The sequence below is a fragment of the Sphingobium sp. CECT 9361 genome (assembly GCF_918741285.1).
GTDB lineage: Bacteria > Pseudomonadota > Alphaproteobacteria > Sphingomonadales > Sphingomonadaceae > Sphingobium.
The window spans coordinates 1-17,820 of sequence record NZ_CAKKNC010000044.1; the positions used below are offsets into that span (position 1 = coordinate 1).

Annotated in this window: 11 protein-coding genes and 1 pseudogene; 1 reads left to right on the top strand and 11 read right to left on the bottom strand. The window is 62.6% G+C overall.

Annotated features, from left to right (window positions below):
- Positions 1–118 precede the first annotated feature (118 nt).
- The 10 genes and pseudogenes from LQ220_RS23885 to LQ220_RS23930 form a co-directional block, all read right to left on the bottom strand.
- Positions 119–388: pseudogene (locus LQ220_RS23885) on the bottom strand (hypothetical protein); the annotation flags it as partial.
- Between the two features lie 38 nt (positions 389–426).
- Positions 427–744: a hypothetical protein gene (locus LQ220_RS23890; RefSeq protein ID WP_046195692.1), complete on the bottom strand. Its 318-nt coding sequence runs from the start codon at positions 742–744 to the stop codon at positions 427–429.
- A gap of 15 nt (positions 745–759) precedes the next feature.
- The gene (locus tag LQ220_RS23895; RefSeq protein ID WP_230190509.1) at positions 760–1,719 is read right to left on the bottom strand and encodes a zincin-like metallopeptidase domain-containing protein; all 960 of its coding nucleotides are present in this window, start codon (positions 1,717–1,719) and stop codon (positions 760–762) included.
- A gap of 85 nt (positions 1,720–1,804) precedes the next feature.
- Entirely contained in the window at positions 1,805–3,922 is a 2,118-nt protein-coding gene (locus tag LQ220_RS23900) for a ParB/RepB/Spo0J family partition protein (RefSeq protein ID WP_230190510.1), read from the bottom strand.
- Between the two features lie 65 nt (positions 3,923–3,987).
- On the bottom strand, positions 3,988–8,208 hold the full coding sequence (locus LQ220_RS23905; RefSeq protein WP_230190511.1) for a strawberry notch family protein: 4,221 nt from the start codon (positions 8,206–8,208) through the stop codon (positions 3,988–3,990).
- 62 nt (positions 8,209–8,270) lie between these two features.
- Positions 8,271–9,140 carry a toprim domain-containing protein gene (locus LQ220_RS23910; protein ID WP_230190512.1) on the bottom strand — a complete coding sequence of 290 codons (870 nt, stop codon included), beginning with the start codon at positions 9,138–9,140 and terminating at the stop codon, positions 8,271–8,273.
- Positions 9,141–9,743: 603 nt separating this feature from the next.
- Positions 9,744–10,967, bottom strand: a complete 1,224-nt coding sequence (locus LQ220_RS23915; RefSeq protein WP_046195689.1) for a replication initiator protein A — start codon at positions 10,965–10,967, stop codon at positions 9,744–9,746.
- Between the two features lie 384 nt (positions 10,968–11,351).
- Positions 11,352–12,413: a ParB/RepB/Spo0J family partition protein gene (locus LQ220_RS23920; RefSeq protein ID WP_230190513.1), complete on the bottom strand. Its 1,062-nt coding sequence runs from the start codon at positions 12,411–12,413 to the stop codon at positions 11,352–11,354.
- Positions 12,414–12,475: 62 nt separating this feature from the next.
- A complete protein-coding gene (locus LQ220_RS23925; protein WP_069067215.1) occupies positions 12,476–13,675 on the bottom strand; it encodes an AAA family ATPase in 1,200 nt (399 codons plus the stop codon).
- Positions 13,676–14,309: 634 nt separating this feature from the next.
- The gene (locus LQ220_RS23930; protein WP_230190514.1) at positions 14,310–15,254 is read right to left on the bottom strand and encodes a hypothetical protein; all 945 of its coding nucleotides are present in this window, start codon (positions 15,252–15,254) and stop codon (positions 14,310–14,312) included.
- A gap of 142 nt (positions 15,255–15,396) precedes the next feature.
- Between LQ220_RS23930 and LQ220_RS23935 the strand changes: the two genes are divergently transcribed.
- On the top strand, positions 15,397–16,626 hold the full coding sequence (locus LQ220_RS23935) for a site-specific integrase (RefSeq protein WP_354958589.1): 1,230 nt from the start codon (positions 15,397–15,399) through the stop codon (positions 16,624–16,626).
- 86 nt (positions 16,627–16,712) lie between these two features.
- Here the strand turns inward: LQ220_RS23935 and LQ220_RS23940 are convergent.
- Positions 16,713–17,820, bottom strand: a 1,108-nt coding sequence (locus tag LQ220_RS23940) for an IS256 family transposase (RefSeq protein ID WP_230190515.1), incomplete at its 5' end; no start/stop codon positions are given.

Sequence of the window (17,820 nt, forward strand, 5' to 3'; positions counted from 1 at the left end):
TCCCCCGTCCGTTTCCGGATTTCAGGTCTTTCGGACCCGAGGTTAGCTTGGCGGGCAGAGGTTTCCTCAACTTACCTCATCATTACTGATACTCCTTTCAGCGCCACAACGGCGCACTGTCCTTGTAGCCGAAAATCATCCCCTCCTTGTCGTTGGGGTTCCAGCGGACCAGGCAGACGATGGCAAATACCTCGCCGGCGACGCCGTCGGTGATGACCTGGGCCGCGGCATAATAGACGCGATTCTGCGGACACGCCGAGGCCAGCACCTGCAGTCCTTTGCTGCTGCCGCCCTCGAGCTGACGCTCGTAGGTGAACTGCGCGTCGAGATAGGATTTCGCGGAGGTGTGAGCCCCGAGCGAAGTGCGGGGCATGTAAAGCCAACCCATGGCGGGGTCTCCTGTTCGGGATGTGGGGATGGTGGCCGCTACCAGTCGTAGCTGGGCAGCTCGGCGACCGGCGCGCAGTCGCGGTCGAATTGCAGCCAGTCGGCGCCCGCGGCCTCGGCGAGGTCCAGGCAAGCACGCAGCGCTTCTGGCATGGCGGCGCGACCGGGCGACTTCACCCAGATGAACCAGCCATATTCAAGCCAGCGCTCGGCGACGATCTGCCCCTGCCAGATGTCCGGATTTAATCGCGCTACCAATGGCGGTGGCGATGCGATCAGAAGGTCGAGCTCTGCGGCGATGTCCTGGCTAATATGGGCGGTCGAGAGGCAGGCAAGCTGCTTGATCTCCAGAGGCATGGTCAATCTCCCTGCTTATGCGGCAGCCGCAAGGCGTTCGGGCCCGGGCTCTGCAGCTTCGTCGTCATGCGGAGTGGCGGAAGTTGACGCATCTTCGCTGAACGAGCGGAGATAGCTGAACGCCTGTTCGGCCTTGGACGCCGCGTGGATGATGGCGGTCTTCTCGCCCCGAAGGACTCCTAGCCAGTGACCAACATAGCTGGCGTGGCTGTCGTGAAGCTCATTGGGGAGACCGAGTTCGGAACAGACGAGCCCACTTCCGATCTCAGCGACGAGTTCTTCGAAACTATATGCCATGTCGCCGAAGCGCTTGCCGAACTTTCGAGCAAGCCGGTTCGCATGACCACTCCAATGAACAGATTCGTGCGCCCTGATACTTGCGTAATATTCCATCGACTTGAACGAACGCTTATGGGGTAGTTGGATGTAGTCAAACGTCGGGTTGAAATAGGCGCGATTGCCTCCGTGCCGCACGTCGGCCGGTATCGCGTCGAAGAACCGATCGATCACGGCCTGGTGCTCCGACGGATCGACGGGCGCCGGGACTTCATCGGGCGGGTAGAAATAGGCTGGCAAGCCGTCGATCTGATCGGCGTTGAACACGATGTAGTGCCGCAGAAAGCGAATGCTGCGCTCGGTTTCGGCGCCCGTGTTGGGGTTGGACTCGACCTTGGTGAAGGACGAATAATAGACCGAGACTGAGCCGCTCTCGCCCTTGCGGACGTGGCCGCCAAGCGCTTCGGCCTGACGATAGGTCATCCAGAACCGGGAGCGATAGCCGCGAAGATCGCTGATCGCCCAGAGGTAGAGATTGTTGATGCCGGTGTAGGGGGTGCCGCAGTGGCGCAGCGGGCGGCCACCTCCGCTGGCGCGCCATGGCCGCGTCCAAGGCGGCACGCCCTCTTCCAGTTTGCGGATGATGAGGTCGGTGATCTCGGCCGCGACATCGCGGCCCGTCCTTTTCGGCGCGGGCATGATTGCGTTCTCCAGAAGGCGGGCAGCAAAAGACCGCCGACGCGGGTGCGCCGGCGGTCAGTCGCCCAGGAGGGTGTCAGGAAGATCAGGCGTCCACGGCCTCGTGGTCGTCCTGCGTCGTCACATCGTCGGTGGCAGCGGGATCCAAATCGGCATCCGTTGTCGCGTCGGCATCTTCGGCCTCGTCGCCGACGGTCGCTGTGTCATCGTCCACATCGTCTGCATTCGGCGCGAATTCGGGATCCGCTTCCGACTGGCGGTCGAGGAAACGCATCGCGTCGGGCACCCATGCAAGCGCTGCTTCCTTGACCTCCGGTTCGACGATGGACTCGCCGGCGAACAGCTTGTGGCAGGACACCGAGATGTCGGTCTTCTTGAGCGTGGCGTGACGCGCCGTCAGCGCGGCGCCCCCGACGTCGTTGAGCAGCGCGAGGATCGATCCCTTGCTGACCCGGTCGAAGAAATTCTCCGACGTGGGCCGCCACCAGGCTGCGGTGTCGATCTCGAGGATCGATGCGATCCGGTTCTGAAGGGGAATCTGCTCGTTGCTGTACCCCGCCTTCGCCTCGAGCGACATCGCAACGATGTAGGCGAGCCAGGCAGCCTTGCTGTCGTCATCGAGAGCGCGGAACGCCTCGAAGCGGTCGACTTCGGACTTATGCTCGGTCCATGAGGCATCGAGCCCGTCATGGGCCTCCGCCAGATAGTCGCGTGCGCGGGTCGTCGGCATGTCGCCGATCATCGGATCCTGCGGCGCGCGTGCCCGGATCGTGGTTCCGTAATGCACCGAATGATGATTGCGGTCGTCGATCATCGTGAACAGCGCATAGTCGAGGGCAAGCGCGGGATGCGCCAGCATACAGGCAGCGAGGATGTCGCGGCGCTGCATCGCCAGTTCGTCGTAGAGCCTGGCGCTGAGGGGCTTCCCACCCGGCGCGACCGTTTCGGGGCGCGGCGCGGCAGGGGCGTGATCGCCCCCAACCCGGATAGCACCCGAGAAGCGATTGCCCTGCTCTTCACCGTCCACGGCGCCGTCTTCGCCCGCCGGCGCTTCGCGTCGAATGGGCTGCTCGCTGTAATATTGCGTGTCGAGCAGCATTTCGCCCTTGGGCGTGAGGGTCAGGAACAGGCCGACAAGCGGCTTGATCTCGTCCGGAAGGAACGGGACCCGCTGATGGATCGCCTGCGCCTCCTCGGCGAGACGGTCATATTCCTGATCGAGCAGCTGGTAGGCATCGTCGCCGAGCTCGTCGTCCTCCATTTCGGACTGGATGACGGCGTGACGGTCTTCGATCTCGGCAAGTCGGGCCGACTGCTCCTCGGTGAGATCGGGCTGCGGCAGCAAAGCGCGATAGAGCCCGGCGGCAGCGTTGTGGGTGTAGCTGCTCGCGATGGGACGGATCCAGGCGAGGCCGGATTCCTCACCGATGCGCTTGGCCTCGTCCTCCATGATGTCGGCCGCGAGCCGCTGCGCGATTTCGGGGTTCACCCACCGATCGCCACCGTCGCTGAAGAGGTCACGATCGACCTTGCCGCCAGCCTCGACGTAGCGATCCTCGCCGACAAGCAAGGCAACCGCGTCGTTCGCCTTCATGGATTCGTTCGCGATGGCGCGGCGGATCGTGTCGGCGTTGGAGTAGCTGCTGTATGCGTTCCAGATCAGGAGCTGCTTCTCCTGATTTTCGGTCGAGGCATAGGCCTTCGCCACGTCGAGGGTGATTTCATTGGCGCTCAGCGCCTCGAAGATCGGGGTGGCGAGCGACGCGAGGCGGAGGCGGCCTTCGACGAACCGGCGAGTGAGCCCGAAGCGCTTGGCGACCGCATCGATATCGCCGGAGGTGCCGAGAAAGTGCTGGAAGGCCCGGCATTCCTCCGCCGGCGTCATCTTCAACTGGTGGAAGTTGGCGGCGAGTGAAGTTTCGGACAGCGTCGCGTCGTCGCCCTTCAGCACCATGACCGGCACGTCGAAATCGTCGGGGTTGATCTCGCCGCGGTCGGCACGAAGGTTGAGAGCGCGTAGCCGGCGACCACCGTCGAAGACGGCGAAAGAGCCGCGTGGCTTTGTCACGGGCGTAACGAGGAGGTTTTGCAGGATCCCGCGGGCACCGATATCGGCCGCGAGCTGATCGATATTGAGGTCATCCGACGTGCGGACGTTGAACTCCGAGAGGCGGAGCTTGCTGAGCTTGACGGTCTGGATCACAGGGGTAACTCCTTCTGGCATCCGGATCATCCCGGACACCATCCCCGCTCCCCCTTCCCTTTCGCTCAGGTCGCCTTGAGCAGCTCGGCGAGGATTGCCTCGGCCGTCGGCACCGGCAGGAAGGCGCGGGTGCGGTACTGGATGACTTCGGTGAAACAGCCGATGGATTTGAGCCATGCCAGCTGCTGAGACGGGCATCCGACCAGTTCGATGCGGGCCGATCCGTTCACGATCGCGCGCTTGATCGTCATGGGGAATGGGCGGGTCAGATCGACACTGCGACCCGCAAGCGCCGACTTGGCGATATCCTGCGGCGGAAGGTTATCGGCCCGGTCGATGCCAAGTTTCGTGAAGAGCTGCGGCACATGGTCGTCGAAGACGAGGCGGCCAAGCCAGGATTGGCCGTTACCGTCGGCAATCCGGTTTACAACGAGGTGATCGCTGGGCAGCGCGGACCAGATCGGCAGGAGCAGGCCCGTGGCGAGCCGGATTGTTTCGCTATCGACCTTCTGGGTGGCGTCCAAAACCTCTTTGGCCCATGTCGCCGCGAAGGCGTCGCGGTCGATGGTCGTCCAGGCCGTCTCGTAGAGATCGTGTTCGCGCATATATTCGTGCCGGGTTGGCCGCATGAGCTCGATGCGTGGAATGGGCGTGCCCTCTTTCTCCTCCATGAGGGCCCGAGCGCGGGTTTGCAGGGCGACCATCCCGGACTTGGAATTGACCATGAACACGGCAGTTGGGTCGCTGTCTGCGATACGCAGGATGCGCTCCAATGAGACCGGTGTTCGCCGGCGCGTGATCTCGATCGTCAGGAGGTGCGACGTCGCGCCGCTGACCGGATCGGTTCGCAGCACCGTGTCATCGACGAGGGTGGCGCTGTCGACGAGGATCGTCTCGACCCCGACGTCCAGCCTGCCCGCTTCTCGCGCCGCCGAGACGCGGGTCTCGACAAGGGAAAGGAACTCCTCGAAGATCTTGTTCTGCAGGCCGATGGGTAGCGCGAGAATGCGGTTGAGCCAGCGCTGGATCGGCGGCAGCTCGTCCTTCATCACGCCATCCTTGTCGCAAAGCTCGAGGCCGGTGCGGCGCTCGAACTCGGCGTGCGAGATGCTGGTCAACTTGCCGCCAACGAGGAGGTGAAACCAGCTGATCAGCGCGGCACAGGCATATTCGCTTTCCAGATTGTCGGCCGGGTCGAAGAGATTTTGCCCGCCCGTCTGTCGCTGGCCTCTGGTCAACGCACCAAGGCTGTCGAGGCGTCGCGCGATGGTGCTGGTGAAGCGCAGTTCCCCCTTGCAGTCGGTCGTAACCGGGCGGAACAGCGGGGTGCAGGCTTGGTGGGTGCGGTGCGTGCGGCCAAGGCCCTGGATCGCGCGATCGGCGCGCCAACCTGGTTCCAGCAGCAGATGGACGCGCTGCTCCTGATTGGGGACGTCGAAAGAGGCATGGTAGGAACGTCCCGTGCCGCCGGCATCCGAGAAGATGAGGATGCGCTTGCGGCCTTGCATGAAGGCCGCCGCCTCGGCCTGGCTGGTGCGCGCGGAGCGCGTTTCGAGCTTCTGGTGGCCTTCGCCCGTCGAGACCAATCGCTTCGTGCGACCCGTGATTTCGGCGACGCGATCATGCCCGAAATGCTCGAGCAGTCCGTCCAGCGCCGCCATGATCGGCGGCATCGCGCAGAGATGTTCGATGAGCGCGCCGCGGGCAGCTTCCGCTTCCGGGTTATAAACGGGATTTCCATGTTCGTCCTCCATCGGCACCGAACGTGCCGTGCCGGTGTCGTCGGTGAAGACGCGCATCTGGCGGGTCGGGAATGCCCGCTCGAGGTAATCCACGACATATTCCTTCGGAGACAGGTCAATTTCCAGCGCAGCGCGCTCATCAGGTCCGAGTGAGCCCAGGCGTCGATCAAGAATGGATTCGGCGGTTGTTACGAGCTGCATGACGACCGACTGGCCCGCTCGAAGGTGGTGTTCGACCGCGGCGATGACGGTCGGCAGTTTCATCGAAAGCAGGACCTGCCCGAAGAACCGCTGCTTGGTAGACTCGAAGCGAGACCGTGCAGATGCCTTGGCGCCGCTGTTGAGCGTAGCGTCTTCGAGGGCATCGACGATGCCGGTGAGTTCGAGGGCCCTCTCCATATTCTGGTGGATAATGGCCCAGGCGTCGGCATAGGTGTCGTAGATCTCGATCTGGGCGGGCGTCAGCTCGTGCCTCAATATGTCGTACTCGACACCGGCGAAGCTCAATGCGCGCGCCATGTAGAGTCCGGTCGCCTTGAGGTCGCGCGCCACCAGCTCCATCGCGGCGATGCCTCCCTTGCGGATGCCGCTGATGAATTGTTCGCGATCGGCGAAGGCCGTCTCCGGGCCCCAGAGACCGAGACGCACGGCATAGGCGAGGTTGTTCACGTCCGACGCGCCCGTAGCGGAGGCGTAAAGGACGCGGGCGCCTGGCAGGTGGTTTTGTAGCAGAACACCGCAAATGCCCTGTTGAGACCCCTTCTTCGCGCCGAGAGCCCCCTCCCCGCCCGCGACGCCGCCCATCTCGTGCGCCTCGTCGAAAGCGATGACGCCTTCGAAGTCTTCGCCGACCCAATCGATGATCTGCTTCAGGCGGGTGTGGTCGCCGCGCATCGATCGAAGCGTCGGGTAAGTTACGAAGAGGACGCCCTGATCCAACTTGATCGGTTCGTCGATCTTCCAGTTGCCCAAAGGCTGGATGTCTCCGGTCAAGCCACCTAGCGCAGTCCAGTCTCGACGGGCATCCTCGAGGAGCGGCTCGTTCTTCGTCACCCAGATGTTCCGGCGACGGCCTTGCAGCCAATTGTCGAGGATACAGGCCGCAATCTGGCGGCCTTTGCCGGCGCCGGTTCCATCGCCCAGGAAGAAGCCTTTGCGGTAAGCGGCGCCGTCTTCTGCGATCGTCAGACCGACGCCTTCCTTGTCGGGCTTGAAGCGGCCCGGGAGAGACTGAGACCAGGCATGGCCCGCATAGACGACGGTTTCGAGCTGCGAAGCGGACAGGAGGCGCTCGGCCACCGTGCGTTCGGGAAGACGCGGCATATGCGTCGGGATTGGTGCTGGGATTGAGCCCATGGCGACCGATTCGACGAGAGCGGTGGGATGCTCGCCGGCCGTGGCAAAGACTATGCGGCTCGGGCGATAAGGCAGATAGACGCCGGTCTGGTCGAGCAGCGGGGCCGGCGTCTCCAGAGATGAATACTCGACCGGAAGCACATCGTTGCGGACAGGAGCATGAAAGGGACGCGGGTCGGAGCGGCTGCTTTTGACGGCCCGGAACATCGAGATTCCGGTGCTGCGTTTGGGTGTTGCTGACGGCAAATCGCTGCGCAGAGGCGCGCGGTCGCTGATCGAGATCGCGTCGAGCAGCTCGGCGATCGAGGAGCGTTGGATGATGGCCGGCGGACTCTTGCCTGGAATCTTGTCGATGACGAAGAGCCGGACCGCGATCGACGTGCCGTGTTTGAGGTAGCATTTCTCGAGGCGGATCGAGGTTCGCACGGTCGTCTCGCGCAGGACCGTCTCATATTGGTCTCGCATCCTGGCGCTCGGGCCGAACCAGTCCGGCATGATCGCGACGAGGCGTCCGCCAGGGCGAAGGCGCCGGAGCGCTGCCTGCAGGTGGCGCACGGCTGCATAGTCGTCGGCCCCGCGTCCGAGGGACCGCGAGAATGGCGGATTCATGAGGATGAGGGTTGGCCGTTCGGCGCTGGAGAGGGTGGAACCGATTGTGGCGCCGTCATGACCGGTGATGGTCGCGCGTGGGAACACTGCCGAGAGACGTCCGCGCCGCGTAGGATCCAATTCGTTCAGGTGCAAAGCCTGGTGAGCCCCACATTGCGCCACGAGAAGTCCATTGCCGGCGCTCGGTTCGAGGATGACGTCATCGGGCTGTACGTTTGCCAGCAAAACCGCGACCGCGGCTATGTCGACGGGTGTCGAGAATTGCTGCCACTCGATCTGCTCCTCACTGCGGACGGTTTGCGTGGGGAGTCGACCGAGGAGCTCGCTCGCGGCCGCGACGTCGGTGAGAGTGGCCAAACAGTAGGGGTTGGTGCGTAGATGAAGCGCGATGGCGTGTTCGAGGATTTCGAAGCTGTCGCGCTGCGTCCAGCGACCGTCGGCATCCGTGCCACCAAAGGCGGCGATCATAGCCTCGTTCAGGTGGCGCCGGGTGATCCGGTCGCCCGTGTGAAGATGGGCAATTAGACGGGTCGCGGCTGCGCGATCGGCGTGCTCGGCCGCTTCGAAAAGGTCGGTCATCGGGGATCTCCTGTGCGGCTGCACCCTCGGCAGCATCACACTCTCGATCCCCCTCTCCTCCTTCAGCCCGTGGCAGCGATGCCCGAAATCTGGTTGGCGCGCGCGTAGAGAACCTTAGCCCAATCCTTGAAGGGTCGTGGCGGAGGTGCTCGCTCGATCGTCAGGCCTGGCCGTGCGTAATGTGCCTCGGCATCGGCGGCGGCTGCGCGCCCCTCGACGTCATTGTCCTCGGCGATGACGAGCCGCGTGATCGCATCGGGTATGATGAGATGACTGAGACGGCCGGCGCCCAAACTTGCCCAACACGGCATGTTATGGAGAAGCGAGAACGCGTGGGCGTCTTCGAAGCCTTCTGCGATCGCGAGGGAAGTGCCGCCCTCCCCGCCCCGCCAAGCACCGTTCATGGGCCGACCGAGCATCAACTTGCGTGTGTAGTAGGCCGTTTCGGGATCGAGAAAGATGCGTTGGATTGCGACCAGTTTGTGGCTCGCGCGCACCGCGACCAGCAACGAGGGAAGAAACTGCGTTCGGGGTTTGGGAAGGTACGGGCAGCGTGGGTGGAAGCGCGCGTCCGCAGGGGCTGGCAGCAGGTGCCGTGTGGCAAGATAGCGCTCCGCTAGCGTGCCGTGGATTTCGTGCGCCTGGTCCCAGATGCGTTGAGCGTTCCCGGCGGAAGCAGGATGTGAGGGGGCAGGTCGTGCGTAATGGCGAGTGACACGGATGCGCCTGAGTTCGCGAAGTATGTCCTGCCGATCACAACCCGCGAAACAGTTGACGAGAATGTCGCTGTTGCCCTGACGGAGCGACAGGCTCGGCTCGCTATCGTTATGCGCGGGGCAGGAGCACATTGCGACATAGCCGTGCCACGTGCCTCCCAAGGCTCCAACGATATCGACCAGTTCTTGTGAGGGCTTCTCGGCGGTGAGGGGCATGATCGTATCTCCTGCGTCCCTTCGCCAAGCCCCTCTCCTCTCCCTTCACGCGGATGGGCATGATCATTTTACGATCGGGCGCAGATTGGGCCAACGGTCCTCTTCCCTTATCCTATTGAAGGAAAAGAAGAATCTAAGCTGTTAGATTGGTTTCTATAGGTGTTAGATAGTTAGCCTTCTGATTCCTGCGGTGAAAGCCTTGGAATCGTGCGAGTCGCGATCATTCGCCTGTTCCTGATGTGTCGATGATGCGTTCCCGAAGTGTCGGGCGTTGTGTTCCCGAAGTGTCGACCATCGGTTCCCGGAGGACCGTGATTCGTTCCTGATGTGTCGAAGGATCGAAAAAGGGGTGGAAAGTGCGGCGCGATTTGAATCATTTTGGCGCCGCATGTCGAGAATGACGTTCAAGAGGCATCGATAGTGCCGGCGACATGACGCCTGACGCGCGATCCCGGCGCATCCGGTCGGCCAGGCCCGACACTTCGGGAACGCTTCGGTCGGGATCTCCGCGGGAATCGGCCCTCGCTGCGAGGCATTGCATGGCGGGCGGCGAGTGCGATCCCTATCGGCTGGGTGTGTGTGGGCTCCGCTGCGGCGCATCCCTCAATTCCTCAGCGTGTGTCGGTTTTCTTTGTCGTATCGCCGAACGAAGCCGATGAAGGCGTTCTGGTAGTTGACGGGTGTGCGCGAGGGATCACCGTCGATCCACTCCCGAAACAACAAGTGGAGGTTCTGGTAGTCCCAACCAGGGCATTCGCCGCGAAGGGTTTGAAGCGTGGCGTCGGTGATGAACCCCTCGGTGGCTTTCGACGAAAGCGTCGTCACGGTCCTTCGAACCATACTGCGAACATCAAGGAGATCCGGCGCTCCGTCCTGTGGAGACGGGGCCGCCGTCGTTGGATTTGCGTTCAGGGCCTTGGCCGCGCCCTTGGGCTCCGATCGACGTTGCGCCCCCCCCTTCTTGGGTCGAGATGTTTGTTCGGTGTCAGCCTCGGATCTGCGCCGCATACGCAGGCTGGGTTCCCGCTTCCCGGGTGCCTGCTCGATCGCGATCGAATAGCCCGGCAGCTCGTTGCGCTCGGCGATTTTTGCAATCTCGAACTTGAAGCGGCGATACTGGCCTTCGGCGCCAGATTTCTCGAAGAGGGTCGGCAGGGAGATGGCAAACCCGGCCTCGCCGGCCCCCCCGGCGTGCTTGCGGGCAACCTTGTAGAGCCAGCGCTCGCGGCCGCCGCTTATATCGAAATAGGCTCGGTCGATGGAGAGGATGCCGCCCTGCATGAGAACACCCTCGTGGAACCAGTTGCTGAGCTCTAGGGTCATTCCGCGCGATCGCTCGGTCTTCTCGTCGACCAGTTGGGTCCAGCCATCCAGCCAGCTGAAGGTAGCTTCGCGTCGGTTCTCGGCTCGGATGTTAGTCTTGACCGTGGTCGAGACAAGGCGGTCGAGCGACTGAGCCAACAATTCGTAGGCGCGTCCTGTGGTTGGACGGCCGATCGCACGGAGCAGATCATAAGGCATAAGATGGAGTTTGCGCGGGACGTCGTTGACGCCGCGCCGTGCCATGTCAGCGAGTGTTGAGGCGCAGTAGATCAGGATGTCGGCGTCCCAGATGGTAGCCATCCCATAGTCCGGGTTGGCGGAGACGTGGACCCAGAGTTTCCCGTCGGGAGAGTTATAGTCGATCGGCTTGACCCGCTTGGACTTCGCGAGACTGAAGAAGGGACGCTCCATCATCTCACGCTGATCGCGCAAGGGGAGGTCAGAGATATAGGGCAGGAAGAGGTCGAATTGCTCGCTGATGTGAGCTTGTCTTGCTTTTGTCACGGGGTGTGCCTGGCGGTACGGGATTGAGCGCGTGCGAGCGCGGATTTTAATAGTAGCGACAAGGTAGAGGAGTTGGCCGAACGCTGAAAGTGGGGATGCGGTCGTTCGGATTTCGATGTGGTGGCTCGCCTCAGCCTCACTTTGTTTCCCCGGGGAAACTTTCTCGATGGAAGGGCAGGGCGCGGGTGGTCGTTATGGTGGGGAGGGCCGTTGCCAAGTGAGTTCCAGCTTGGCGCGTTCGACGCATTCGCTCCCTTTGCGCGGTCGTCGGGGCTGGCAGCGTATGACTCATGGGATGTTTCCCCGGGGAAACTTCGACCCGAATGACTCGTGACGCGGACGGGATAGGCCGTTTCGCAGGTGTTTCCCCGGGGAAACACCTGGTCAGCGCAGCAAGCCACGGCCCGAGGCATCGAGATGGGCGAGGGCTTCGCGGAGCCCGCGAAGGAGTTCGTCCTCGGTTGCGCCGGAGCCGGCATGGAGTCGGATTGTCGCCCCTTGCCGATTGGACGAGACGAGGCTGAGCGCGTCGCGCCCAATCTTGCTCTTGTATGTGAAGGGCTCGGCGACGTCGGCCTTGCTCTCGGTCGCCAGATGAAGGCGACGAAGCACCTCCGCTGCGGGAAAGGGAAGGTCGCCGCTCATTCGGCGTTCCGCTTGCAGCTTCGCGATCTGCTTTGCGGCGCTAGTGATTGTCGCCGCTCTCGCCTTGTCGTCGAATAGCTGCGCGAGGACATAGGCCGGTTTCAACTGAATATCGTCGGGGGAGGCGAAAGCCGAAACCACCACGTCGGGCAGTGCAGCGACTTTCAACATCTTGGAGAGCCAACCCTTCGATACCTTGAGCCGATCTGCCATCCGGGTCATATGGTTGCCGTAGTGCTGGCGAAGAGCGGCGGCGTAGTTCCGGGCGCGCTCCAGGTCGGAGACGTCTTTTCGGGCTCGATTCTCAAGGTCTGCAAGTCGGAAGGCGGCCTCGTCGTCGAGCGCCACGACCTGGGCGACGAACTGCATCTCCGGATAGGAGTTTCGGCGCAGCCAGGAAATCGACCAGTGGCGGCGGGTCCCAGCAATAACTTCGAAGTCGTGATCTGGGTCATTGTCGATGCGCCGCACGACGGCGGGCACCTTCTGTCCACCTTCTGCGAGGATCGAGTCGATCAGTTCCCGGCAATTCTCCTCAGTCAGATGGTTGTAGTGACGAGCGTTGCCGGTCCAGACACGAACACGTGCAGGATCGAGAAGCATCTGAGTGACCTGCCGGACTTCGCCGGTTGCGACGCGCGCAAGCGCAGACTCCCGGCTGAGCAGCGTGGTCCCGCGCATGCGGTCGGGGCGTGCTGGTGGCGCGATCGGGCCGCTGGCTTCATCAGCGGCGGGCGCGGGCACTGGTGCCTCGTCGTCGGCGAGGAGGTCGGCCAGATAGTCCTTCTGATTACGCGCCATTGTGCCCGCCCCCTAAGGATAGTGAAATGGCGGATATGCGACCCGCGACGAAGTGATGAAGATCAGGCCGCTTCATTGACAAGGGCTTCCTCGCTTACCGGCGAAACACGTCCCCAGCCTCTGCGAACGAGTTGCTCGACCTGTCCGAGTGCTTCATCAAGGTTGGACCGGCACCGCTTATGCGTGCGGGCGGTTCCGATGGGTTTGTCGAGTTCATAGACGGTCATCATTCGCATCGCGGCGTGGCTAATCTCTGCGGACTCGAGGATGGGTACCGGGAGTAGGGCAGGCCCGAACGTCTGCTCCATGATTTGCTGGACCATGGCGTGAGCCGGATCATTGCCGTTGAACTTCGAGCAGATCAGCCGGACGAACGAATAATCTACGTCGATGCCGGCTTGGCCGAGCTGTCCGATGACCTGCTCCATCATGGATAGGAATTGGACCGTGGAGCAGAAATCGGGGGTTGTTGCTGCGAGGGGGACGATGAGCGCATTGGCGGCCTGCATCACCGCGAGGCTGATCGTTCCGAGTGCCGGAGGCGGATCGAGAAGGACCACGTCGTAAGAGCGCGCCAGGTCCATCAGGCCCGCTTTGAGTTTGCGAAAACGCGTTGCGAGAATGCTTCCACCGTCAGCGCCGGCAGCCGCCATCTCATACTCGACGTCGAATAGTTCGAGGTTGGAGGGAATGAGATCGACATTGGGCCAGGGCGTCTTCTTTACGGCGTAGAGTAGGTCGGCCTGGGTCGGGTCGATCGAGAGGTAGGGATAAAGCGTCTCCTCGCGCGTCACATTGAAATGCGGATTGAGTCCGAACAACGTCGTGGTCGTAGCCTGGCTGTCGCAATCGACGACCAGGACCCGATAACCCTGCACCGCCAAATAATGTGCAAGGTGGGTGGTAACGGTCGATTTGCCGACGCCGCCTTTGAAATTCTGGACAGCGATGATGGGCGGCTGATCGAGGGGCGCGCGGGCAGGCGACGCGCCAAGGACATCGCGCATATGAAGGAGCTCTTCGATCGTGTAGCCCGCCCGGCGTCCCGAATCGGTAGCGGGCGGCTGGGGGAGGCGACCGTCCTCCTCGGCCATGCGGATGCGGTTGGTCGAACAGCCGAGGAGCGTGGCGGCTTCGGCGATTCCATAACGCACATCGAGACCTTTGCGGGTATCGGGAAGGAAGGCCTTGCGGCGAAGCCGCTCAATCATGCGGACGCCCGCATCCGCCAATTCTGCTATTCGCGACGCATCTGAAGTCAATTCGGCCATTGTCTTCCATCCTGAACCAATTTATGGTTACATAAGCCGGTTTCCATTCAATCGTCAATGTTGTGTGCAAAAGAGATCAGGCGAACCGCATGCTTTGGATCTTCCGTTCAGTTTGTGGGCCGGTTTGGTGGCGCGGAGCAGGGGCATAGTCCAACCGAACGAACGAGGGGCGCCGTAGCGCCGGGCAATATGCGCGAAAATCGAGCTAACACTCTGTTTTCGAGACGTAAATTGGCGCGGTTTCGTACCGAAGGAAACCGACCAATTGGCGCGACTGGTTGGCAACCGGCGGTGGACCGGGGGCGCGCGATCATGCTTGATGCGAACTTCCCGCGGCGGCGTCTGGCGCTGTTGGCCAACGATCCGAAGCGAGCGTCGAATTCGGCCGTTTCCCGATCGAAGGCGGAGCCGATATCGTCGATGTCTTTCGGCGGAGCTAATGTATCGAACGCCTTGCGGGGTCGGCCGCGCAGGGCAGGGGCCTTGTCCCTCGATCGCTAGTGCCGATCATTTCGGCCGCAAGCCGTCGTCATTGGCACCGACGCGCAACAGCCTGATTGCGAAGGGCATGCTCCACAGCCCCGCGCACGGCGACCCGCGTTTACGCTGCAGCTGTTTGATTCATTCATGCCGTGGATGATGCCGGTGGACTGAGGCTGGCCAGCAGCTTCCTCGCGCCCTGGGGCGATATCTCGAGTAATTGGGCGACGGCCTTGGCTTGCAGACCCGGATAGGCGAGCTGCAGGCGCGCGAGCAGCGGCGCCCGACTGCGCTTGGTCACCGACAGGGCGTCGATCGCGTCGGCCGACGCTGCCTCGATGGCATCGAGTTCCTGCAACCCGGCACGAACGGCTTTCGCGAGCTCATCCGCCATCATGTCGGCCAACTTCGCCGGTGTCGGCGGCAGGAATTTGGGCAGCAGCACGAAGGACGGGATGACACGGGTGGTGACGCGCGCGTGGAACAGCATCGTCGGCACGGCGACCGCGATCAGCCAGTTGCGGTCGGGCGCGCGTGACGGCAGCGATAGCGCGCGGCCATCGACCGTCACGACTTCGGCCGCGTCAGCGCTGCTCGCGCGGGTGAGGTCGGCGATGGCGAAGACGCGATCGGCGATCGCCCGCAGGCCGCCTTTGGGGAAGGGCAGGGCGGCCTGTTGTCGGACGGTTCGCCACAGCGGCCCAAAGTGGGCGATATCTTCTCCCCCCCACAAGGCGGCCGCCGACCGATCATCCAGCACGGTTCGGAGCGCGTTGAGCGTGGCCCGCAGGATCGGGTCGCGACTATCTTCGTCGCGGCTGATCGCGAGGTGGAATACCGCCGCCACCGAGATCGGATCGTTGAGGCCTTCTGAGGCGCGGGGAGGGGATGTTCGCCCGGTGATCCAGTCCTGGAGATCGCTCAAATCGATCGGCACGCCGGCGAGGCCCGCTAGTGCTACAGCCCCGTGAAGCCGGGCTTTTGCGAGGAAGATGTCGGTGCAGGGGCTGCCGCGCAGCCGGCCGTCGAGGCGCCCGAGCTGCAGCATCGTTTCGGCACGGCGCTCGGCCCATATCTGTGCGGTATCCATGGCGTAGCCTGTCATGAATGGAAACCAAAGTCAGTAGTTAGTTTCCCCCTCAAACACGGTCGAGACATGAACATGCGATAATTGCACTTATCACAGGTCCATATTTGACGTCTCAATATAAGGTGGGGTATACATCGCGCCGATGGGTCACCCCGCGAACCTCGACGACACCGCCCTGATTGCCGGGGAAACGGCGCCAGTAAAGACGGCGCCGGCCGACCTTGCGTGGACGATCGTGCAGATGCGCGCCGGCGAGCGCATTACCGTCAACGAGGCGCTGGTCGCTGCCTATCAGGCCGCCTCGTCGCCCCACAGCATTCGTGCGCTCAAGTCCGATCTCGAGGCATTCGACCTATGGTGCCGGCGCCACAACCGCATATCGCTGCCCGCGTCCCCGGAAACCGTGGCGGATTATCTTGACGCGCGCGCGGAGAAGCGGAGCCGGCCGGCCTCGCTATCCCGCTACAGGGCGTCGATCGCCAAAATCCACCTGCTGCTTAATCTGAAGGATCCGACGTCGGATCTTTTGGTCAAGCTGCGGCTACAGGCGGTACGCCGCGAGAAGGGGGCGGCGCAGAAGCAGGCGCGGCCATTGCGGTTCAAAGGGCCGGTGCGCGACGTCGAGCGCGACAAGGCGCGCGGGCTCAATATCCGCGCGCTGCTCGAAAGTTGCGGGAAAGATCTGCCGGGACTGCGCGATCGGGCGCTGCTCTCGGCCGCCTATGACACTGGCCTGCGCGCCTCCGAGCTGGTGGCGGTCGCGGTCGAGCATATCGAGGAGGCGATTGATCCCGAAGCGCGGCTGCTCCAGATCCTGCGGAGCAAGGGAGATCAGGACGGGGAGGGGGCGACCGCATATCTCAGCCCGCGCACCGTCGCGGCGATCGCAGCGTGGACCGAGGCGGCCGGGATCAAGACTGGGCCGCTGTTCAGGCGGGTGCAGGTGCGGCGGTACAAGGCACGGGCGGCGGTGCGGGGCAGGCCGATCGACAGCATCTCAGGGCGCGAGACCTGGGACTTGCGCAAGACACTCTCCAAGCCCGCCGTGAAGGCGCGGATTGAATACGACATCGGCAACGTGGCGCTGCATCCGGGATCGATCGGGCCGATCTTTCGATCGATCATCCAGCGGGCGTTCGATTTCGGCGCACTACCCGATCTCACGGCCGAGGATCTGGTGCGGCTGCTCAAGGGGATCAGCGCGCACTCGACGCGGATCGGGCTCAATCAGGACCTGTTCGCGAGCGGCGAGGACTTGGCTGGAACCATGGATGCGCTAAGGTGGAAGTCGCCGCGTATGCCGCTCGCCTATAATCGGAACCTATCGGCTGAGCACGGGGCGGCAGGACGGTTGATGGCGAAGATTGGATAATGATTGTATTGTCAATGATGGACCGGTCAGAAATCGCCTTAGGCAGGGACTGTCAGGATTTCCGTGTGTGACCGGGCGGTTGATCATCAGGCCGCCATGGCCTTGATGAAACGTTCGCCGAAGATGACGGCGAATTGTGCCTTTGCCATCGTCCATTCACGAGGCGGCATCTTCCACTCTTTCTCCGACCTGTTCAAGATCAGATAGAGCAGCTTGGTTGCGGCATCGTCACTGGGGAAATGCCCCCTTGCTCTGACAGCTCTGCGCAGCTTTGAGTTCAAAGCCTCGATGGCGTTTGTCGTATATATGATCCTGCGGACGTCGTCAGGAAACGCGAAGAACGGAATGACCTCAGCCCAGGCGCGACGCCAGCTCTGGCCGATAGCCGGGTAACGCTGGCCCCAGGGACCGGCCTCGAATTCGGTGAGTGCCACCTGTGCAGCATCAGCGCTGGGCGCGCGGTAAATCTCCTTGAGCGCCGTTGCCAGGCCTTTGCGGTCTTTCCGAGATACGAAGTCCATGGAATTGCGGAGTAAATGGACGATGCATGTTTGAACGACGGCCTCGGGAAACACGGCTGTGATCGCATCTGGAAAGCCTTTGAGGCCATCGACGACAGCGAGCAGGATATCCTCTGTGCCACGGTTGCGCAGCTCGTTCATGACCCGCAGCCAGAACTTGGCACCCTCGTTTTGCTCAAGCCACAGCCCGAGCACTTCCTTGGCACCATCGGCGCGGACGCCAAGGGCGATATGGATCGCTTTATTGCGGACCATGCCTTCGTCTCGGATTTTTATCCGGATCGCATCGAAAAAGACTAGCGGATAGATCGCATCGAGCGGGCGTTGCTGCCAGACGGCGACTTCATCGAGCACCGCGTCCGTCACCGTGCTGATGAGATCGGGCGACACATCGATGCCGTACAGATCCTGCAGATGCCCGGTAATCTCCCGGGTGCTCATGCCCCGCGCATACATCGACACAATCTTCTCATCGAAGCCCGGAAAGCGGCGCTGATACTTGGCTATCAGCTGCGGGTCGAAGCTGGACTGGCGGTCGCGCGGGACGGCTCTGTTGCAAAAATCGTGAAGCTTGAGCATGCTTGGCGGAGATTGGACGGACGGAACGATGACGGATTTCAAGTGGCGCCATTTCCAGGGTGATGTGATCCTGTGGGCGGTGCGCTGGTATTGT